The 19,916-nt window shown below is 71.2% G+C and carries 15 protein-coding genes; 10 read left to right on the top strand and 5 right to left on the bottom strand.

The window, feature by feature from the left end; all coding sequences use genetic code 11:
* Positions 1-26 precede the first annotated feature (26 nt).
* Complete coding sequence (locus tag ACFY36_RS02105) at positions 27-2,834, top strand: AfsR/SARP family transcriptional regulator (protein ID WP_499744026.1); 2,808 nt, start codon at positions 27-29, stop codon at positions 2,832-2,834.
* On the opposite strand, the gene ACFY36_RS02100 is transcribed toward ACFY36_RS02105, so the two are convergent.
* The gene (locus tag ACFY36_RS02100) at positions 2,758-3,090 is read right to left on the bottom strand and encodes a nuclear transport factor 2 family protein (protein WP_499744843.1); all 333 of its coding nucleotides are present in this window, start codon (positions 3,088-3,090) and stop codon (positions 2,758-2,760) included. The genes ACFY36_RS02105 and ACFY36_RS02100 overlap by 77 nt on opposite strands.
* Positions 3,091-3,167: 77 nt before the next feature.
* Between ACFY36_RS02100 and ACFY36_RS02095 the strand changes: the two genes are divergently transcribed.
* Positions 3,168-3,941 (top strand): SAM-dependent methyltransferase, encoded by a 774-nt coding sequence (locus tag ACFY36_RS02095; RefSeq protein ID WP_499744025.1) that lies wholly within the window; start codon positions 3,168-3,170, stop codon positions 3,939-3,941.
* A gap of 50 nt (positions 3,942-3,991) precedes the next feature.
* Here the strand turns inward: ACFY36_RS02095 and ACFY36_RS02090 are convergent, their stop codons facing one another.
* The 3 genes from ACFY36_RS02090 to ACFY36_RS02080 form a co-directional block, all read right to left on the bottom strand.
* Positions 3,992-6,571 (bottom strand): tetratricopeptide repeat protein, encoded by a 2,580-nt coding sequence (locus tag ACFY36_RS02090; protein ID WP_499744024.1) that lies wholly within the window; start codon positions 6,569-6,571, stop codon positions 3,992-3,994.
* A complete protein-coding gene (locus tag ACFY36_RS02085; RefSeq protein WP_499744023.1) occupies positions 6,568-6,963 on the bottom strand; it encodes a hypothetical protein in 396 nt (131 codons plus the stop codon). Before ACFY36_RS02085 ends, ACFY36_RS02090 begins: the two co-directional genes overlap by 4 nt.
* A gap of 91 nt (positions 6,964-7,054) precedes the next feature.
* A complete protein-coding gene (locus ACFY36_RS02080) occupies positions 7,055-9,784 on the bottom strand; it encodes an alpha-amylase family glycosyl hydrolase (protein WP_499744022.1) in 2,730 nt (909 codons plus the stop codon).
* 129 nt (positions 9,785-9,913) lie between these two features.
* On the opposite strand from ACFY36_RS02080, the gene ACFY36_RS02075 reads away from it, so the two are divergent.
* Positions 9,914-10,696 carry a hypothetical protein gene (locus tag ACFY36_RS02075; protein ID WP_499744021.1) on the top strand — a complete coding sequence of 261 codons (783 nt, stop codon included), beginning with the start codon at positions 9,914-9,916 and terminating at the stop codon, positions 10,694-10,696.
* On the opposite strand, the gene ACFY36_RS02070 is transcribed toward ACFY36_RS02075, so the two are convergent.
* Complete coding sequence (locus ACFY36_RS02070) at positions 10,620-11,915, bottom strand: amidase family protein (RefSeq protein ID WP_499744020.1); 1,296 nt, start codon at positions 11,913-11,915, stop codon at positions 10,620-10,622. The two genes, ACFY36_RS02075 and ACFY36_RS02070, sit on opposite strands and share 77 nt — an antisense overlap.
* Positions 11,916-11,950: 35 nt before the next feature.
* On the opposite strand from ACFY36_RS02070, the gene ACFY36_RS02065 reads away from it, so the two are divergent.
* The 7 genes from ACFY36_RS02065 (at position 11,951) to ACFY36_RS02035 (ending at position 19,914) form a co-directional block, all read left to right on the top strand.
* Entirely contained in the window at positions 11,951-13,126 is a 1,176-nt protein-coding gene (locus ACFY36_RS02065; RefSeq protein WP_499744019.1) for a cysteine desulfurase-like protein, read from the top strand.
* Between the two features lie 50 nt (positions 13,127-13,176).
* Positions 13,177-14,706, top strand: coding sequence for a M4 family metallopeptidase (locus ACFY36_RS02060; RefSeq protein ID WP_499744018.1), 1,530 nt, complete (start codon positions 13,177-13,179; stop codon positions 14,704-14,706).
* Positions 14,707-14,795: 89 nt separating this feature from the next.
* Entirely contained in the window at positions 14,796-15,764 is a 969-nt protein-coding gene (locus ACFY36_RS02055; protein WP_499744017.1) for an ABC transporter substrate-binding protein, read from the top strand.
* Entirely contained in the window at positions 15,761-16,492 is a 732-nt protein-coding gene (locus ACFY36_RS02050; RefSeq protein ID WP_499744016.1) for a class I SAM-dependent methyltransferase, read from the top strand. The genes ACFY36_RS02055 and ACFY36_RS02050 overlap by 4 nt, the downstream gene beginning before the upstream one ends.
* Complete coding sequence (locus ACFY36_RS02045; RefSeq protein ID WP_499744015.1) at positions 16,489-17,502, top strand: FecCD family ABC transporter permease; 1,014 nt, start codon at positions 16,489-16,491, stop codon at positions 17,500-17,502. The genes ACFY36_RS02050 and ACFY36_RS02045 overlap by 4 nt, the downstream gene beginning before the upstream one ends.
* Positions 17,503-17,639: 137 nt before the next feature.
* Positions 17,640-18,404, top strand: a complete 765-nt coding sequence (locus ACFY36_RS02040; RefSeq protein WP_499744014.1) for an ABC transporter ATP-binding protein — start codon at positions 17,640-17,642, stop codon at positions 18,402-18,404.
* Positions 18,405-18,465: 61 nt separating this feature from the next.
* On the top strand, positions 18,466-19,914 hold the full coding sequence (locus ACFY36_RS02035) for an alpha/beta hydrolase (RefSeq protein ID WP_499744013.1): 1,449 nt from the start codon (positions 18,466-18,468) through the stop codon (positions 19,912-19,914).
* Positions 19,915-19,916 lie beyond the last annotated feature (2 nt).

The raw sequence follows: 19,916 nt of genomic DNA, 5'->3' as shown, positions 1-19,916 counted from the left end.
CGACTTGATGTTGTTACCGTCGCCCGATGGTCGAGGTCCGGGTGCTGGGCCCGGTGGAGGTCGTCACCGGTGACACGGTCGTGTCCGGCGCCGATCGGCAGCTGGCCGTCCTCGGCATGCTGGTGGCGGCCCGGGGCCGCACGGTCTCGCCGGACCGTCTGATCGACCGGCTGTGGGACGGCGAGCCTCCGCCGAGCGGAACAAATTCCCTGCAGGCGTACGTCTCCCGGCTGCGCCGCCGGCTGGAACCGGACCGGCGCCCACGGGCCGCCGCCACGATCCTGGTGAGCGAGGGCGCCGGATACGCGCTGAAGCTGGACGACGACGCGGTCGACGCGTGGGCCCTGGAACGCGACCTGGCCCGCGTGCCCACGCTGCCGCCGGCGCGGGCGCTCGCCGCGCTGGACGAACGCCTGGCCGCGTGGCGGGGAAGGCCCTACGCGCAGTTCGCCGACGAGGCCTGGGCCCGCCCGGAGGTGGCCCGGCTCGAGGACCTGCGCTGGTCGGCCCGGGAGAAGGCGGTCGAGCTCCTCCTGAAACTGGACCGGATCCCGGAGGCGGTGTCGAGGGCGACGGCGCTGACCGCCGACCAGCCGTTGCGGGGCGAGGGCTGGCGCCTGCTGGCGCGGGGTCTGTGGGCGGACGGCCGCCCCGCGGACGCCCTCGAAGCGCTGGAGCGTCACGGTTCCTACCTGGCCGAGGAGCTCGGTCTCGACCCGGAGCCGGCGATGGTCGCCCTGGAGCGGGCCATCCGCTCGGAGGCCCTCACCGGCGCCCAGGACGCGCCCGTCCCGCCCGCACAGTTGCCGTGGCCGAGCGCCTCCTTCGAGGGCCGCGCGGCCCAGTTGCGGGAGCTGACCGCACACGCCGACCACGGCGACGGCACGGTCCTGGCCCTCATCACCGGGGCCGGCGGCGTCGGCAAGACCACCCTGGCCCTGCGGTGGGCCCACGACGTCGCCGCCCGCTACGGGGACGGCCAGCTCTACGCCGATCTGCGCGGCTTCGGCCCCGAGGACTCCCCCATTGACCCCGGCGAGGTGCTGGCCGGTTTCCTCGGCGCCCTCGGCGTCCCCGACCACCGGGTGCCGCCGGGTCAGACCGAACGGGTGGCCCTCTATCGCAGCGTCCTGGCCGGCCGCCGCATGCTGCTGGTGCTCGACAATGCCCGCGACGCCGAACAGGTGCGACCCCTCCTGCCCGGCTCCCCCGGCTGCGCCGTGGTGGTGACCGGCCGAGGCCGCCTCACCGGCCTGCTGATGGCCGAGGGAGCCCGGGCGGTACGGCTGGACGCCTTCAGCGACGACGAGGCGCGCGACTATCTGCGCGCCCGCCTGCACCCTTCGGTGGCCGACGCCGACCCGGCCGCCCGCGACGCGGTCATCGCCCGCTGCGGCGGCCTGCCCCTGGCCCTGGCCGTGGTCTGCGCCCGCGCGGCCACCTTCCCGCTGGACGTCGTCGCCGCCGAGCTGGCCGGCGAGCGAGGCCTCGACGCCTTCGCCTGGCCCGGCCTCGACCACGATCCGCGAGCCGTCTTCTCCTGGTCGTACCGTCATCTCCCAGCCCCGGTCGCCACCGTCTTCCGCCATCTGGCACTGCATCCCGGTCCCGACGTGGCGCTCGCCGCGGCCGTCGCGGTGACGGGCGAGGACCGGACCACCACTCGCCGCCTTCTCCGGTCGTTGTGCGACGCGCATCTGCTGACCGAACATCGGCCCGACCGCTTCGTCTACCACGACCTTCTCCGGCAGTACGCCACCGAACTGGTCGGCCGCGCCGACGCCGAGACCGTCCTGCGCCGCCTGGCCGACCACCACCTCTATTCGGCGGCCAACGCGGCCAAGGCCTTCTACCCGTTCCGCCACCGGATCCTCGACGACATCCCGGCCGGCGCGCGGCCGGTGGAATTCGCCGAGGGCGACCAGGCCGGCGCGCTGGCCTGGATGGAGAGCGAGTACCGCAACGCGATGGCCCTGGCCGATCACCACCCCGGCCCGTTCGCGTGGGCGTTCGCCTCTTTCCAGCAGGACGTCCACTTCTATGTGGAGGATTCGATCGCCCTGGCCGAGCGGGGTGTGGCCCGCGCCGACCGCGACGGCGACCTCTGGTGGATCAGCTACCTGAGCTACATGATCGGCCGGGGCCACCTGCGGATGAACCGCCCCGAGGCGGCCCGCCCCGCGCTGGAGCGCTCGACCGAGGTGGCCCGCAAGCTCGGCGATCCCCAGCGCCTCGGCCACGGCCTGCTCAGCCTGGCCATCTCCATCACCGGCGTGCATCGCGTGCCGACACCGGAGCAGGCGGCCGCCGCCTACCCGTACGCGCTGGAGGCCCGCGAGAACTACCGCAAGCTGGACGGCCGCATGCAGGAGATCGGCGAGTCGGACATCCTGCGCACGGTCGGCTGGCACCACTACCACGAGCCGGAAGGCCGCTCCCGGGCCGTCGCCTGCTTCCGCTCCGCCATCGAGATCAACGCCCGGCACGGCAACACGGCCGACGCCGCCGAGACGTGGACGGAACTGGGCCTGCTGCTGCACCACGCCGGCGACCTGACCGAAGCCGTGGAGGCGTTCGACACCGCCCTCACCGTCTACGGCGAGGAGACGTACCTCCGAATGAATCCTCTCATCGGCCTGTACACCTGCCACCGCGACCGGGGCGACACGGAGGCCGCCGACCGGGTCCGCGCCGAGGCGGTGAGTCTGATGAGGACGGCCCGCTACCCCGACGTGGAAAGGCTGACGGCGATCCTCGCTACCAGCGCTCCACCAGATGTCCCCGCCCCGCCGGCGGATCGTAGGCCTCCGGCCAGTAGTCGACGATCCGGCTGATCAGCCCGTCCTCGGACGTCTCGAGCCACACACAGGCGTCCACCTGCTCGGCACCGACCCGCACATCGAGCCACAGGGCCGCGGTCCGCTCATCGGCGACGACGCGCCGCACCCGCAGATGCCAGTCACCGGGGTAGTCGGCGTTGAAGCTCACGAAGGCGGCCCGCCCACGAATACGCTCACGCGTCTGCGGCATCTCGTACACGACATCCTCGGCGAGAAGCCCGCTCAGCCCCGCCCAGTCACGCCGCTCCATGAGATCGACGTAATTAAATGCGGCGCGCCGGGTTTTCGAGGTGTCGTCCACCCGGCGACCCTACTTACCATGAGCAAGTGACCGATTCGAGCACACCGCACTCGGCCAGGTTGTGGAACTACTGGCTCGGAGGAACCGACAACTTCCCCGTGGACCGAGAGGCCGGCGACGCGATCGCAGCGATCCTGCCCTCCATAGTCACCCTGGCCCAGGAAGACCGAAAATTCCTGCGCCGTTCCGTACGCCACCTGGTGGCCGAAGCGGGAATCCGCCAGATCCTGGACATCGGCTCGGGCCTGCCCACAGCGAACAACACACACGAGGTGGCCCAGGCGTCAGCCCCCGACACTCGTGTCGTCTACGTGGACAACGACCCGCTGGTCCTGGTCCACGCCCAGAAGCTGCTGACAAGCACCCCGGAGGGCGTGACGACATACCTCCAGGCCGACTTGAACGACCCTTCAGCAATCCTCCGTTCCGCCGCCGAGACGCTCGACTTCACCCGCCCGGTAGCGGTGACCTTGCTGGGAATCCTGCACTTCCTAAGAGACGACGACGAGGCCAGGGCCGTGGTCCAGACGCTGATCGACGCCGTCCCGCCGGGCAGCCACTTGGTGATAGCCCACGGTTGCGACGACATCAACACCGACGAAGCGAACCGCATCGTGGAGTTCTGGAACGACCGCGGCACCCCGAAAATCAAGTACCGAAGCGCCACCCAGATAGCCCAGTTCTTCGACGGCCTCCACCTGCTGGAGCCGGGCATCGTCCCGTGTAACCGCTGGCGCCCCGACGACGGCACAGGCAACATCGACGTCAACCAGTTCTGCGGCGTCGCCGTCAAGCCATAAAGAAAGCTGGATTCAGGCGCTGATAGAACAGCGATGTCGTGGTAACGCCGTCATTCCTGACCTGCCGAGCCCTTGCGTATTGCGGCCGCCCGCTGCCGCAGTGCCAGAGCCTCGTCGGTCCGGCCCAGTTCTTCCAGCGTGGACGCGAGGTTGTCCAGCCGAAGCACGATGTCCGGATGCCCGTCCGGCAGGGCGGCCTCGCTGATCTGCAACGCCCGCTGCTGCATTGGCAGCGCCTCGCCCGCTCGACCCAGATCCACCAGCGTGTACGCGAGGTTGTTCAGCCGGATGGCGATATCCGGGTGTCCGTCCGGTAACGCGGACTCGCTGATCTGCAACGCCCGCTGCCTCAGCGGCAACGCTTCGCCCGTCCTGCCCAACTCCCCCAGAGTGCCGGCGAGGTTGTCCAGCCGGAGAGCGATGTCCGGATGCCCTTCCGGCAGGGCGGCCTCGCTGATCTGCAACGCCCGTTGCCGCAGCGGCAACGCCTCGCCGGCCCGATCCAGATCCACCAGCGTGTACGCGAGGTTGTCCAGCCGGAGCGCGATAGACGGGTGCCCGTCGGGCAACGCGGCCTCGCTGATCTGCAGCGCTCGTTGCCGCAGCGGCAGCGCTTCACCCGCCCGGCCAAGCTCCCCCAGCGTGTGCGCGAGGTTGTTCAGCTGAACTGCGATGGACGGGTGGCCCTCCGGTAACGCGGCCTCACTGATCTGCAATGCGCGCAGCCGCAGTGGTAGCGCCTCGCCCGGTCGGCCCAAAGCTCCCAGCGTGTACGCGAGGTTGTTCAGCCGGAGCCCGATGTCTGGGTGTCCGTCTGGTAGCGCGGCCTCACTGATCTGCAGCGCTCGCTGCTGCAGTGGCAGCGCCTCGCCCGGCCGCCCCAAAGCTCCCAGCGTGAACCCGAGGTTGTTCAGCCGGATTGCGAGGTCCGGATGCCCGTCCGGCAGGGCGGCCTCGCTGATCTGCAACGCCCGCTGCCGCAGTGGCAGTGCCTCGGCCGTCCTGCCCAGCGACCCCAGCGTGTGTGCGAGGTTGTCCAGTCGGAGAGCGATGTCCGGATGCCCGTCCGGCAGGGCGGCCTCACAGATCTGCAACGCCCGCCGCTGCAATGGCAGCGCCTCGCCCATCCTGCCCAGCGCCACCAAGGTGCCCGCGAGGTTGTCCAGCCGGAGAGCAATGTCCGGATGCCCCTCCGGTACTGCCGCCTCGGTGATGGCGAGAGCACGGCGCTCGACCTCCAACGCGGCGGTGTGACGACCCTGGGTGAAGTAAAAGAAGCCCAGCTGGCCGATCAGACTCGCGAAATTGGCGTCGGTGAGCTCATCGGGCAGGGCACGAGCCACCGCGTCGATATGGGGCGCCACCAGGCTCCAGTCGGGCCAGGTCTCGACCGCTTGAGCGGGATTGCCGCCCGGGGCCGCCGCGCGAAGCACGGCGATCGCCCGGTCGAGAGTCTGTCGCCACGGCTGCCCGCTCTTCTCCTCGTCCGGGCCGGAAGCAGCGTCGACCAGCTTGGCCTGTTCCCGAACGACCCACTGCAGGAGCCGGTGCATGCTGACGGATTGATCCGTCAACGTGATCAAGTTGTAGGACGCCAGAACGGCCAACGCCTGGTCCACCGTGTGCTCGTCGCGTGGTTCGTCGACCAGGTAAGCCCTCGGCACGTCGTCCGGTGCGAAGCACGCCAACAGTCGGAGCAGTTCGGTCGCCGTCGGCCACCGCTGCTGAAGGCGGTCCAAGGTGACCAACCAGACCTGCGCCACCGCCCGTTCCGCGCGAGCACCCACCGCGATCGCGTTCAGCACCTGCTCCGGCTGCGACCGCAGCCAGTCGAGATACGTCGCGATCGGCGTACGGGTCTGTTGCAGGTACCCGGCCGCCTGCTGCAACGCCAATGGGAGATATCCCAGCTCTTCGGCCAACTCCGCTGCCGTCGGCCGATCCGTCTGGCCGCTGCGCTCCAACAACAGCCGCACCGCCGCCTCCCGGTCCAGCAGATCCAGCCGTAAGCAGCCGTCGATCAACTGTTCCCAGGCCAGATCTCGGCGTGTCGTGATCAGTACATGGCCGGTGTCCAACTGCCCCAACAGCTGTTCGACGTCGGCGAGTTCCTCCACGTTGTCCAGGATCAACAGCCAGCCCGACTGGTTCTGCAACCAGCCGACCGCCCACGCCGCCGCCTCCAACGGCGTCGCCGTCACCATCAAGTCCGCGTTCACCCGGGTGGTCAGCTCAGCCAAACTCGTCGTGATCGTGTCCGGGTTGTCGCAGCTGACCCACCACCGCACCTGGTAGCGATCTCGGTGCCGGTGCGCGTACTGCAACGCCATCTCGCTCTTACCGACCCCGCCGAGCCCGTGCACCGCCTGCGCGATGACTCCACGGCCGGCGGCCATCACCTCATCCAACGCCGCCAAAGCCTGTTCCCGGCCCACGAACAACCGCACCGGCGGCCTGGGCAGATTTGTCAACCGGCCGGCGATGTCGGGCGCCGCCGACGGGCGTCGCACCTCGATCCGACGGGCATCGACCTGGGCGCCGTCACCGGTGACCGCCACCCCGCTGATCGTCTGCGCCGCCAGCGAACGCAGACCTGACGCACCCGGCCGTCCGGAAGGTGAATCCGTCATCGCGTGATCTGAGCGCCGTCACCCGTGACAGCCACACCACTGATCGTCTGCGCGGCAATCGACCGATCCCCGGACGCCGTCACCGACACCGACACCCCCGCCTCCGCCAGCAAACCCCGCACCTCAGCCGCCAACTCAGGATCAGCCGCGAGCGCCTTACGGACCTGCACCCGCAACGCCGCCACCCGATCCTCATCCGAGACGTCCTCGGCCAGCTCAGCCACCGCGCCCTGCACCCCGGCGGTCGAGCCACCATGATTCAGGAAGCGCTGCAGCAACCGGCCACCCAACCCGACCGTCGAGTCGGCCGCCGCGTCCTGAACCCGCTCAAGCACGGCGGCCCCGTACGCGCCCACCGCCGCCGACACGTACGGCACCACGGCCGCCGTCACCGCCGCCACCTCAGGATCCACGTTCTACCTCCCGGCCCGCCCCTTCAACGCCTTGTCAAGGGTGTCGTCACCATAAGTAAACCCGTATCGGTCAAACGGGTGGGGATGTGGTGTAGACGGTCGGGTCGCCCTGTTTGAGCCATACCTGCGGATTGTCGATCGGGGTGAAGGCTCGATCGCCGCCCGGCTCTCGCGTTGTCGGGACTGTGTCGCCGTTCGGCAGGTGCATGATGAAGTTGATCGGCTTTGTGTCGTCTCGCAGCGGGATGTCGTACGTAGCCCATCCGTTCTCCACGCGGGCTGCCGGCCACGGCTTGTCCCACGCGATCTGGGCCAGCACGGCCGGGTCCACCGCGTCGCCCCACATGTGCAGACCCCAACCCGCGTAGTCGCCGGCCGGGCGGTAGTAATGCAGCGTGGCCGTGGTCAGTGGCGGGCCGGCGTAGCGGACCGTGCGGACCGGGCTCACCGCGTATGGGTCGCTGAGCACCGCCCGGTAGCGGATCTGCGTTCCTGCGGCCAGGTTCAGCGGCGTCAGGTTGTCGAAGACCGTGTAGGCCGGGGACGAGTCGTCGCGGCCGATCGTGGTCCAGGCGGCGCCGGCCACGCTGCGCTCGAAGCGGACCACGTGAGTGGCGCGTTCCGGGTCGGCTACCGCTCGCACCTCTACCGTGCCCCGGACGTTCGCGGACTCGGCGGGAGCCTCGATGGTCAGCGACGGGGCCGGGACCCGGGCCGCGCGGGAAGAACTGGCCCGGCTGTGGCCGGCGTTGTCCAGGACCACCGCCCGGTATTCGACCTGCGTGCCGGCGCTCAGGCCCGACACGTCGTGGAAGACCTGGTAGGGGGCGTTGTCGTCGGTGCCGATGGGCTGCCAGCCGCCGGTGGTCCTCGCGTAGAAGGTGACCTCGGCGAACGATGAGCCGGCGACGGTGGCCGGCACCCGCATGCGGCTGGGCGTGGCCGACGGGGTGGGCCGGCCGAGCGACACCGCGGGGGCCGCCGAGGACGGCGGGATGCGGCCGGACGAGGCGTAGACGACCGTGGACAGTGGCGGCACGGTCACGGTCAGGGAGCGGTCGGTGGCCGATCGCACGGTGGCGGGGCCAACCCCGTACACCAAATCGAATTTGGTCTTTGACAGGTAAGTCGGAATGGCGGCGGTGCGGGGCTGCTCGCTGTTGTTCAGCGCGACCACATATTCGCGCTTGCCGGTGCGGGAGAAGGCGTAGACGCCGGCGGACGAGTCGGCGTAGCGGTGCTGATGGGCGCCGTCGCGCAGCGTGGGGTGCTTGCGGGTCAGGGCGGCCAGGTCGGCTATGCCCTTGTAGAGCGGGTGGGCCGTGACGAAGTTGTCCTGCGCGTGGGTGGCCGTGGTGCCCAGCAGGTCGTCGTCCAGATATTCGGGGACCCGGCTGGCGAACAGGGTCTGCCGGGCGTCCTGGTCGCCGCCGGGGCCCGTGAAGCCCTGCTCGTCGCCGTAGTAGACGACCGGGTTGCCGCGGGAGAGGTACATCAGCTCGTGGGCCAGCCGGTCGCGGGCCACCCACTCGGCGTCGCCGGCGCCGGGGTTGTCGGCCTGCACGAACGAACCTATCCGGCCCATGTCGTGGTTACCGAGGAAGGTCGGCAGCTGGTAGACGTTCGAGTCGGCGTCGGTGTACCAGTCGTCGGCGGCGAAGAACTCGCCCAGCGCGGCCGCCGGCAGGCCGCGGGAGGCGAAGTTGCGGGCCGCGTCCTGGAACGGGAAGTCGAGCACCGCCTGCATGCGGTCGCGGGTGGTGAACTGCGACGTGAAGCTGCGGGAGGTGTCGAAGACCTCGCCGAACATGAAGAACTCGGGCTTGCCGTGTTGGCGGGCGAACGACAGCACCTCGGGGCCGAACTTCTGCCAGAACTCGTCGTTGACGTGCTTCATGGTGTCAATGCGGAAGCCGTCGACGCCGAAGTCGGCGATCCACGTCTTGTACACGTCGGTCATGCCCTTGACCACGCGCGGGTGCTCGGTGAACAGGTCGTCGAGGCCGAAGAAGTCGCCGTAGAGCGAGTTCTCGCCGGTGAACGTGGTGTCGCCGCGGTTGTGGTAGAGCGTGACGTCGTTCAGCCAGGCCGGGACCTTGAGGTTCTGCTCCCCGGGATCGAGGACCGGCGTGTACGGGAACGAGGTCGCGGCATCGAGCGCCGGGAACGTCGCCTTCCCGGCGTAGTCACGGTCGTCGAAGGGGCGCCCGGCAGCGTCGCGATAGGGCGAGACATCTTTGGAGACGTACGCCTGACGCGCGCCCGACTCGTAGCCGATGACGTCGGCCGTGTGGTTGGTGATGATGTCGAAGTAGACCTTCATGCCCCGCTGGTGCGCGGCGTCGATCAGCGCCTTCAGCTCGGCGTTGGTGCCCAGGTGGGGGTCGATCTGGGTGAAGTCGGTGATCCAGTAGCCGTGGTAGCCGGCCGACGGGCCGTCCTCCAGCTGCACCGCCTTGTTCTTGAAGCTGGGCGTGAGCCAGATCGACGTGGTGCCCAGGCCCTGGATGTAGTCGAGGCGCCGCAGCAGGCCGGCCAGGTCGCCGCCGTTGTAGAAGCCCTTGCGGGTGGGGTCGAAGCCCGAGACGAGCGGGTCGGCGCCGAGGCCGCCCTGGTCGTTGGCGCCGCTGCCGTTGTCGAAGCGGTCGGCCATGACGAAGTAGAAGTTCTCGTCGGTGACCGGCGCGCGCAGCGAATGGCGCCCCGGCAGCCCACCGCCGCCGGCCGCGGCGGGCGTGCTGAGCGCGGTGGCGGCCAGCACGGCGGACGTCAATGCGGCCAGGCCTCGTCGTAAGCGCATGCCATCGACCGTAGTGGATGATCAGGTTCGTGACCTGCAGAATGTCGGATGCATCGGGTATCCCCCAAGCGCGTGATTAGGCGTGCCGATGGTTGACCCCGGACAAGCAACGTTTCAAGACTGGGCGGCGTGACGCTCACGCTCAGCCACGCCGTGGACAATGCGACAGTCGAGCTGACGGTGCGCGGCCAGTGGACCCGCCGCACCGCGGTCGACGTGCACGAGGCGCTGTGCAAAGGCCTGGCCGAGCACCCGTCGGCGATCATCATCGACGTCCGCGAGATGAGCGACCTCGACGGCGCCAGCGCTCCCACCTGGATCGCCGCCAGCCAGGCCGCGCTGACCCTGCATCCGCCGGCCCAGGTGGCGCTCTGCGCCCCGCCGACCCGGCGGCTGGTGAAACGGCTCCGCCAGCTCGGCTGCGGCCGGTTCCTGTCGCTGTTCGTGACCGTCGACCAGGCACGCACCGCGGTTGCCAGTGCGCCGCTCCTGACCGACCGTCTTCAGCTGCGCTGGATGTCACCGCATCTGGACGCGCTGACTTCCGTCCACGATCTGATCGCGCTCGCCGAGCGCGCCTGGAACGTTCCGGAGATGGCCGAGATCGCGCAGGACGTGGCGCGCGACCTGGTCGAGGACTCGCTCGCGTTCGCCGGCACGGCCATGCTGTTCACCATCTGCCGCCGCAGCAGCAGCCTCTACCTGGCCCTGCGCGATCGGGAGCCGACGCTGCCCCCGCTGCGCCAGGCAAAGGACCGGCTGCCCGTCGTCATCGCCCGCAGCTACGTGTGGGGCGCTTCGGCGCTGCACAACGGCAAGGTGGTCTGGGCCGTGGTCAGAGCAGCGCCCGCTCCACCCCTTCGCCCACCGCCAGCAGCGCCGGGTCTTCGAATACCGGGCCCTCGAGGGTGAGCCCGACCGGCAGCCCGTCCTCGGTGCGGCCCGCGGGCAGCGACAGCATGGGCACGCCGGCCACCGTGCCCGGCGCGGCATTGCGGATCGTGGTGGCGAACGTGGGCACGTGACGGCCGTTGTGCTCGAAGGTGACGTCCTCGCCGACCAGCGGCGGCAGCACGTGCGTGGTCGGCGCGATCAGGGCGTCCACGCTCTGGAAGATCTCCGCGTACGCCTGGCGCAGCCGCCAGCGCTGGGCCCGGTGCCGCTCGTAGACGGCGGCCGGGACGGGCTCGTCGACCATGATCTGCATGATCCCTTTGACATCGGGAGAGGCGACAGAGTCAAAAGATCTGGGGGTACGACTGCGCAGGAGCCGTACGGTTTCAAAGAGCACGATCGGCAGGCCGGCCTCGCCGGCGACGGCCAGATCGTCCAACAGATCGACGTCGACCAGCTCGGCCCCGGCCGCGGCCAGCGTGTCCAGGGCGGCCGACAGCACGGCCCCGGCCCGCGGATCGATGTCGTCGAAGCGGCCGCGCAGCACGCCGAACCGGACCCCGGCCAGGCCGGACAGGTCGGCCGCGGCACGCGAGCCGGTGATGACCCGGTCGACCCGGCGCACGTCGCCGACCGTGCGGGCGTGCACGCCGACGGTGTCGCGGGTGTGCGAGATCATCACGACGCCGTCGCCCGGGTAGCGGCCGGTCGACGGGCGGAACCCGACGACGCCGCAGAACGACGACGGCAGGGTGACCGAGGCGCCGGTGTCGGTGCCGAGGCTGAACGGGACCGTGCCCAGGGCCACCGTGACCGCGCTGCCACCGCTGGAGCCGCCGGCCACCCGGTCGGGGTCGTGCGGGTTGCGCACCGGCCCGTACGCGGTGTTGTTGCTGGTGATGCCGAGGGCCAGCTCGTGCATGTTGGTCTTGCCGATCACCACCGCGCCGGCCGCGCGCAGGGCGCTGACCACCCCGGCGTCGACCTCGGCCACGCCGTCGGCCAGCAGGGGGCTGCCGGCCGTGGTGGGTACGCCGGCCACGTCGATGTTGTCCTTGACGGCGAACGGGACGCCGGCCAGCTCGCCGCCGCCCGCCGGGTCGTGGTGCAGCGTGGTGACGTACGCGCCATGGGTCTGTTTTGTCGTTTCCGCGTGCTCGAGCGCCTCGGCGCGCCGGGCGGATCGGCCGGCCGGATCGAGGGCGAGCCACGCTTCGAGGCCGAGAGGCAGGGTCATGGGCTCCACGGTAGGCCTCGTGATCTGATCGGTCCATGATCTTCGACGTCTCCCGTGTCCGGTCCGGCTATCCCGCCCTGGCCGAAGGCTTCGCCCAGCTCGACGGCGCCGGCGGCACCCAGCCGGCCGCCGCGGTGATCGACGCGATCACCGACGCGATGCGAACGGCGGTGTCCAACCGCGGCACCGCCCACGAGCCCGCCCGCCGCTCCGGCGAGATCGTCGCCGCCGCCCGGTCGGCGGTGGCCGACCTGGTCGGCGGCGACCCGGAGGGCGTGGTCTTCGGGCCGAGCGCGACCGCGCTGACCTATCTGGTGGCCCGCACGCTCGCGCAGGGCTGGGGGCCGGGCGACGAGGTGGTGCTGTCGCGGCTCGACCACGACGCGAACATCCGGCCCTGGGTGCAGACCGGCGCGACCATCCGGTGGGCCGAGGTCGACCCGGTCACCGGCGAACTCGGCGTGGCCCAGTACCGCGAGCTGGTCGGCCCCCGGACCCGCCTGGTCGCGGTGACCGCGGCCAGCAACGCCGTCGGCACGGTCCCGGCCGTGCGCGAGATCGCCGACCTCGCCCACGCGGCCGGCGCCCTGGTCTTCGTCGACGGCGTGCACGCCACCGCGCACCGGCCGACCGACGTGGCCGCCCTGGGTGCCGACTTCTACGTGACCAGCGCCTACAAGTGGTCGGGCCCGCACTACGCGGCGGTGGTGGCCGACCCGGCGGTGTGGGAGCCGCTGCACCCGGCGAAGCTGGTCCCCTCCCCGGCCGGCGTTCCCGGCCGTTTCGAGTACGGCACGCTGAGCTTCGAGTTGCTGGCCGGCATCACCGCGGCCGTCGACCACCTGGCCGGGCTGACCGGCGCCGAGGGCGACCGCCGGACCCGCCTGCTGGCGAGCATGACCGCGGCCGCCGAGCACGAGACGCGGCTGCTCGACCGGCTGCTGTCCGGGCTGGCCGCGATCGACGGGATCACCGTGCTGCCGGCGCCGGCCGACCGCTGCCCCACCGTTTCGTTCCGGGTGGCCGGCCGGACGCCGGCCGAGGTCGCCCACGCCCTCGGCGCCCAGGGCCTCTGCGTCTCGTACGGCGACTACTACGCGTACGAATACTTCGCCGGGACCGAGGGCGCCGTCCGCGTGAGCCTCTACCACTACAACACCGAGGAGGAGGTGGATCGCCTTCTGCAAGGGTTTTCCCTGATTCGGGGATAGATAGTCGTAGATAGCGTGACTCCCGTCCCCCAACTGAGGAGTCACGCACGATGGCAAGAAAACCTCTGGTCCTCGCGCTGGCCGCCGGCACCGCGGCGGCCTCCGCGCTGGTCGCGGTGTCCGGACCGGCCGCCGCGCAGGCGCCCACCCCGTCCGTCGACGCGGTCGCGCAGGCCGACGCGGTGGTCGCCGCGCGCCCGGCCGCCCTGCGGGCGAGCGGGCACGACACCTTCCACCGCAGTCAGGTCTACAAGTCGCAGGGTCTCACGTACGCGGCGTACGACCGCAATTACAAGGGTTTCCCGGTCAAGGGTGGCGACTTCGTCGTCGTCACCGACAACGCCGGCCAGACCCGGTACACGTCGGTCGCGCAGAGCAGCCCGATCGGTGAGCTGTCGACCGTTCCCACGGTTTCCGGAGCCGCGGCCGTCGCCACCGCGAAGGCGCAGCTCAAGACCGTGAGCGGCGTCGAGGCGACCCGGCTGGTGATCGTGGCCCCCGAGGGGCGGACGGCCCGGCTGGCGTACGAGACCACGGTCAACGGCACGAGCGCCGAGGGCGTCAGCCGCCTCACGGTGGACGTGGACGCGGCGACCGGCAAGGTGCTGTCCACCGAGGAGCACGTCACCGAGGCCACCGGCACGGGCACCGGCTGGATCAACGGGTCGGTGTCGCTGAACACCACCCAGTCCGGCTCGACGTACTCGCTCAAGGACCCGACGGTCACCAACCTGAGCTGCCAGGACGCCTCGACCCGGACCACGTTCAGCGGATCCGACAACGTGTGGGGCAACGGCAACGGCACCAGCAAGGAGACCGGCTGCGTGGACGCGCTCTACGTGGCGCAGAAGCAGACCGCGATGCTGTCGTCGTGGCTGGGCCGCAACGCCCAGAACGGCTCCGGCGGCGCCTGGCCGATCCGGGTCGGCCTGAACCAGCAGAACGCCTACTACGACGGCACGCAGATCCAGATCGGCAAGAACACCGCCGGTAAGTGGATCTCGTCGCTCGACGTGGTCGGCCACGAGCTGGGCCACGGCATCGACGACAAGACCCCGGGCGGCATCTCGAAGGGCGGCACCCAGGAGTTCGTGGCCGACACCATCGGCGCGGCCACCGAGGCGTACGCCGCGAACGCCAACGACCCGTTCGACTACCAGGTCGGCGAGGAGGTCAACCTGGTCGGCAGCGGCCCGATCCGGTACATGTACAACCCCTCGCTCGCCGGTGACAGCAACTGCTACTCGAGCAGCACGCCGGGCTCCGAGGTGCACGCGGCGGCCGGTCCCGGCAACCACTGGTTCTACCTGCTGGCCCAGGGCAGCGGCGGCAACGGCCAGCCGGCCAGCTCGACCTGCAACGGCTCCACGGTGACCGGCGTCGGCATCCAGACCGCGATGAAGATCATGTACAACGCGATGCTGCTGAAGACCTCGAGCTCCTCGTACGCCAAGTACCGCGTCTGGACGCTCCAGGCCGCCAAGAACCTCTACCCGGGCAGCTGCACCCAGTTCAACGCGGTCAAGGCCGCCTGGAACGCGGTCAGCCTCCCCGCCCAGTCGGGCGAGCCCACCTGCTGATCGCCGCTTTTCCGCAGGCCCGCTCCCCCGCCGGGGAGCGGGCCTCGTCTATTTGACGGCCGGAAGTCGATCACAGTACGTTGCCGCTCATGAAAACCGTTTTCATTTCACTTACGGCGGCGGTGGGCCTGTTGGCCGGGTGCGCCGACGCTGGGGCGACGCCGTCCGCGCCGTCCGGGTCGGCCGTGTCGATCACCAACTGCGGCGCCACGGTGGCGGTCAAGTCCCCGCCGCGGCGGGCGATCGCCATGGAGCAGAACGCCACCGAGATCCTGCTCAGCCTCGGCCTGTCGGACCGGATGGCCGGCACGAGCTATCAGACCGACCCGGTGCTGCCGTCGCTGAAGACCGCCTACGACAGCGTTCCGGTCCTGGCCAAGCTCTATCCGTCGCGCGAGAAGGTGCTCGAGGCGCGGCCCGATTTCGTCTATTCGACATTCACTTCGGCGTACGCCGGTGAGGCCGCCGGTCCGCGCCAGGACCTGGCCAAGCTCGACGTTCCGGCCTACCTGTCCCGGTTCGCCTGCGAGAAGGACCCCGCCGCCTTCGCCTTCGACGGCCTCTTCGGCGAGATCGAGGAGGTGGCCACACTGTTCGGCGTGCCCGAGCGCGGCCGCGACCTGGTCGCCGGCGAGCGGACCCGGCTCGAGGCGGCGATGAAGACCAAGCACGACGGGACCTCGCTGCTCTGGTACTACTCCGGCACCAGCACACCCAACGTGGCCGGGCCGGGCGGCGTCCCGGCCGCCATCACCGAGCAGCTCGGCGCGGAGAACGTCTACGGCGACGCCCAGCAGACCTGGCCCGCCGGCAGCTGGGAACAGATCGCCGCCCGCGACCCGGACGTGATCGTGCTGGCCGACCTCACCCGCGGCGGCGACGGCGACAGCGCCCAGTCGAAGATCGACTACCTGAGGTCCAACCCGGTCACGGCCAAGCTCAGCGCGGTCAAGGCCGGACGGTTCATCACCGTGCCCGGATCGTCGATGGACCCGTCGGTGCGCAGCGTCTCGGCCGTCGAGGCGGTCGGCGCGGGCCTGAAGGAGCTGGGCCGATGAAGCGGCTCCTTCAGCTCTGGGACGAGCAGCAGTCGGCGTACGTGGCCCATCGCGAGAACCGGTTCCAGGTCATGCTCGACGTCCTGCGGCAGCACGGCGATCAGCCGCGGGTGCTCGACCTGGCCTGTGGTCCGGGTGCGATCTCGCGCCGCGTCCTCGAGGCGTTCCCCGGCGCCCGGGTCACGGCGGTCGACTACGACCCGATCCTGCTGAGTGTGGCCGCCGGCGCCCTGGAGGAGTTCGGCGACCGGGTGCGGGTGGTCGACGTCGACCTGATCACCCCGGACTGGGCCGGGCGGTTCGACGGCTTCGACGCGGTGCTCACCTCGACCGCGCTGCACTGGCTCTCCCCCGACCAGTTGCTCGGCGTCTACCGGGCCGTGGCCGGCCTGCTGCCACCGGGCGGCATCCTGCTCAACGCCGACCACCTGCGCTTCGACGACCGGTCGCCGGCCCTGCGCGACCTGTCGGCCCGGCACGACGAGGACACCCAGCGGGCCGCGTTCGCGGCCGGGGCGCTCGGCTACGACGCCTGGTACGCCGAGGCGGCGCGCGAACCGGGCCTGGCCGCGCTCGTGCCCGTACGGGAGGAGCGGTTCGCCGACCGCCCGCCGCAGCCCCTCGCCCCGCTGGAGTTCCACCTCGCCGCCCTGCGGGCGGCCGGCTTCGGCGAGGCCGGAACCGTGTGGCAGTACCTGGACGACTACGTCGTCTACGCGCGACGGTGACCCGCCGGCTCCTGGTGCTGCCGGTGGCGGCCGGGCTGCTGCTGCTCAGCGTGGTCGTTTCGGTGACCATCGGCGTGGCCGACCTGAGCGCGGGCGAGGTGCTGCGGACGCTGGCCGCGCACGCCGGGCTGCCGGTGCGCGGGCTGCCGCCGCTGGAGGACAGCATCGTGTGGGACCTGCGCACGCCGCGGGTCCTGCTGGCCGGGATCGTCGGCGCCGGGCTGGCCGTGTGCGGGGCGGTGCTGCAGGCGCTGACCCGCAACGCGCTGGCCGACCCCTATCTGCTGGGCATCTCGGCCGGAGCGTCGACCGGGGCGGTCGGCGTGCTCGTGCTGGGGCTGGGCGCGGGAACGGTGGCGCTGTCGGCCGGCGCCTTCGCCGGTGGCCTGGCCGCGTTCGCGGTGGCTGTGCTGCTGGCCGGCCGCCGCTGGACCGAGCCGGCCCGGATCCTGCTGGCCGGGGTGGCCACGGCGCAGTTGTTCTCGGCGCTGACCAGCCTCGTCGTGGTCGGGCAGGCCAACCCGGACAGCACCCGCAGCATCATGTTCTGGCTTCTGGGCTCGCTCACCGCGGCGTCGTGGCCGTCGGTCGCGGTCACGGCGGCGGTAGGCGGCATGGCGGTGCTGGCCTGCTGGGCCGCGGCGCCGGCGCTGGACGCCTTCGCGTTCGGCTCCGACGTGGCCCAGACGCTGGGCTTCTCGCCGGCCCGGGTGCGCGCGGTCCTGTTCGCGGTGACCGCGCTGCTGGCGGCGGTGCTGGTCGCGGCGAGCGGCGCCATCGGGTTCGTCGGCCTGACCGTGCCGCACGCGGTGCGCCGGATCACCGGCTCCCGGCACCGCCTGCTGCTGCCGGCCTGCGCCGTGTCCGGCGCGATCCTGCTGATCTGGGCCGACACGGCGGCCCGGACCCTGTTCGCCCCGCAGGAGCTGCCGGTCGGCGTCGTCACCGCCCTGCTCGGCGTGCCGGCGTTCGCCCTGCTCCTGCGCCGCCGTTCGGGAGGCCCGTCATGACGCCCGAAACCCTGCTCCCTCGCCGCCATTCCGGAGGCCCGTCATGACGCCCGAAACCCTGCTCCCTCCCCGCCATTCCGGAGGCCCGTCATGACGCCCGAAACCCTGCTCCCTCCCCGCCATTCCGGAGGCCCGTCGTGAGGATCGAGGCGCACGACATCGACCGGCATATCCGGGAGGTGGCCCTGCTCCGCGCGGTCACGCTCGACGCGCCGCCGGGCAGCATGGTCGGGCTGCTGGGACCCAACGGCTCCGGCAAGTCGACGCTGCTGCGGGTGCTGGCCGGGCTCGACCGCCCCGACGGCGGCCGGGTCCTGCTCGACGGCGCCGACCGGGCCACGATGCCGCGCCGGGAGGTGGCCCGCCGCGTCGCCGTGGTCACCCAGCACACACCGGACGACGCCGACATGACCGTGGCCGATGTGCTCCAGCTGGGCCGCATCCCCCACCGCCCGCTGCTGGCGCCCCCGGGCGCCGACGACGAGCGCCGGATCGCGGACGCCCTCGGCCGCGCCGGCCTGAGCGGCTGGGCGGGTCGCCGCTGGACAACGCTGTCCGGCGGCGAACGCCAGCGGGTGGCCATCGCCCGCGCCCTTCTCCAGGAGCCGGAGGTGCTGCTGCTCGACGAGCCGACCAACCACCTGGACATCAGGCACCGCTTCGCCCTGCTGGACGACCTGGCCCGCGCACCGATCACCGTGGTCGCCGCCCTGCACGACCTCGACCTGGCCGGCCAGTACTGCGACCGGATCGTCCTGCTGGCCGCCGGCCGCGTCGTGGCCGCCGGAACCCCGGCCGGCGTGCTCACCGCGCAGACGATCGCCGGCGTCTTCGGCGTGACCGCCGAGGTGATCCCCGCTCCCACCGGAAGGGTCCGGATCCTGTTGAGGGCGCCCAATTAGGGGTTCGGGTTTCTGGTGGATTGATGGCGATCAGCCCGGTGCTGTGCACAGACTGGCGCGCATGAGGATCCGTCGCGTCATCAGCGCACTGTGCACCGGCGTCCTCGCCGCGGCCGGCATCGCCCTGCCGGCCGCGGCGGCGCCGCCGGGCATCACCGACTGGAAACCCTGCGCCGAGCGTCCCGACGTTCAATGCGGAACGCTGCGGGTGCCGCTGGACTGGGCCCGGCCGTACGGCCCGAAGATCACCCTGGCCGTCGCCCGCAACCCGGTCGACGATCCCGCGAAGCGGGTCGGCACCCTGTTCCTCAACCCGGGTGGCCCGGGCGGGCCCGGGACTATTCTGGCCCTGTACGGGGACCTCATCTTCTCGCCGGCGCTGGCCGAGCACTTCGATCTGGTCGGCGTGGACCCGCGCGGCATCGCCGGCAGCACCCCGGTCCTGTGCGGCGGTGACCCGTACCCGCCGGGCCTGACGCTCTTCCCCCGCAGCGCCGCCCAGTGGCAGCAGTTCGTCGCGGCCAACCGGGTCTTCGGGCAGAGCTGCGCCGACGCGACCGGGCCGCTGATCAGTCACGTCGACACGGTCTCGGTGGCCCGCGACCACGAGGCGGTCCGGGCCGCGCTCGGCGAACGGCAGTTCAATTGGCTCGGCCTGTCCTACGGCACCCAGATCGGCGTGCAGTACGCGAACCTGTTCCCGCAGCGGGTGCGCGCGATGGTCTTCGACGCCGTCCTCGACCACAGCATGGGCACCGAGCGCATGCTGCTGGACGAGGCCGCCACGGTCGAGGACTCGTTCAACCGGTTCGCGAAATGGTGCACGGCAACGGCCGCCTGCGCCCTGCACGGGCGTGACGTCGGCGCGCTGTTCGACCGGATCGTGGCCGCCGCCGATCACAGCCCGGTGCCGGTGGCCGGCGCCGACCACCCGGTCACCGGTGAGGACATCCGCCTGCGCGCCCAGGAATATCTGATCTTCAAGGAGCCGAACTTCTTCCGCCCCGTCTCGGCCTGGCTCCAGCTCGGGCAGGCGATCAGCGACACCCTCGCCGGCAACGCCGAGGGCTTCGCGATCCCGGCGCCCGAGGGCCCGCAGAGCGCGCAGGCCACCGGCCCGGCCTGCATGGACAACCCGTCCGAGATCAGCACCTACGAGCAGTACCGGCGGCTGGCGGCCAAGGCCAGGAAGATCGCCCCGCACCTGCAGGGCGCGTCGCAGTCCTGGACGCTGTTGCGCTGCACCGGATATCCGGTGCCGGCGACGAACCCGCCGCGGCGGCTGGACGTCCGTGGCGTGCCGCCGATCCTGCTGGTGAACGCCACCCATGACGCCTCCACGCCGTACAAATGGGCTCATCAGCTCCGATCCCAGGTGCGCGGCAGCGTGCTGCTGACCCGGATCGGCGACGGGCACACGTCGTCCATGCACGATCCCTGCGCCCGCGCGGTCATCGACCGCTACCTGATCGACCGGATCACGCCGGCCCCGGGCTTCGTCTGCCGCTGACG

Origin of the sequence: Actinoplanes sp. NPDC000266 (assembly GCF_042899005.1) — a bacterium.
Classification (GTDB): Bacteria; Actinomycetota; Actinomycetes; order Mycobacteriales; family Micromonosporaceae; genus Actinoplanes.
Note: the sequence above shows the minus strand (reverse complement) of the source record. Positions and strands in the feature narration are given on the sequence as shown.

Excerpts from the sequence above, each read along its gene's own strand:
- ACFY36_RS02105 (WP_499744026.1), top strand. The coding sequence starts at position 27 with ATGGTCGAGGTCCGGGTGCTGGGCCCGGTGGAGGTCGTCACCGGTGAC.
- ACFY36_RS02100 (WP_499744843.1), bottom strand. The coding sequence starts at position 3,090 with ATGGAGCGGCGTGACTGGGCGGGGCTGAGCGGGCTTCTCGCCGAGGAT.
- ACFY36_RS02090 (WP_499744024.1), bottom strand. The coding sequence starts at position 6,571 with ATGACGGATTCACCTTCCGGACGGCCGGGTGCGTCAGGTCTGCGTTCG.
- ACFY36_RS02080 (WP_499744022.1), bottom strand. The coding sequence starts at position 9,784 with ATGCGCTTACGACGAGGCCTGGCCGCATTGACGTCCGCCGTGCTGGCC.
- ACFY36_RS02070 (WP_499744020.1), bottom strand. The coding sequence starts at position 11,915 with ATGACCCTGCCTCTCGGCCTCGAAGCGTGGCTCGCCCTCGATCCGGCC.
- ACFY36_RS02065 (WP_499744019.1), top strand. The coding sequence starts at position 11,951 with ATGATCTTCGACGTCTCCCGTGTCCGGTCCGGCTATCCCGCCCTGGCC.
- ACFY36_RS02060 (WP_499744018.1), top strand. The coding sequence starts at position 13,177 with ATGGCAAGAAAACCTCTGGTCCTCGCGCTGGCCGCCGGCACCGCGGCG.
- ACFY36_RS02055 (WP_499744017.1), top strand. The coding sequence starts at position 14,796 with ATGAAAACCGTTTTCATTTCACTTACGGCGGCGGTGGGCCTGTTGGCC.
- ACFY36_RS02050 (WP_499744016.1), top strand. The coding sequence starts at position 15,761 with ATGAAGCGGCTCCTTCAGCTCTGGGACGAGCAGCAGTCGGCGTACGTG.
- ACFY36_RS02035 (WP_499744013.1), top strand. The coding sequence starts at position 18,466 with ATGAGGATCCGTCGCGTCATCAGCGCACTGTGCACCGGCGTCCTCGCC.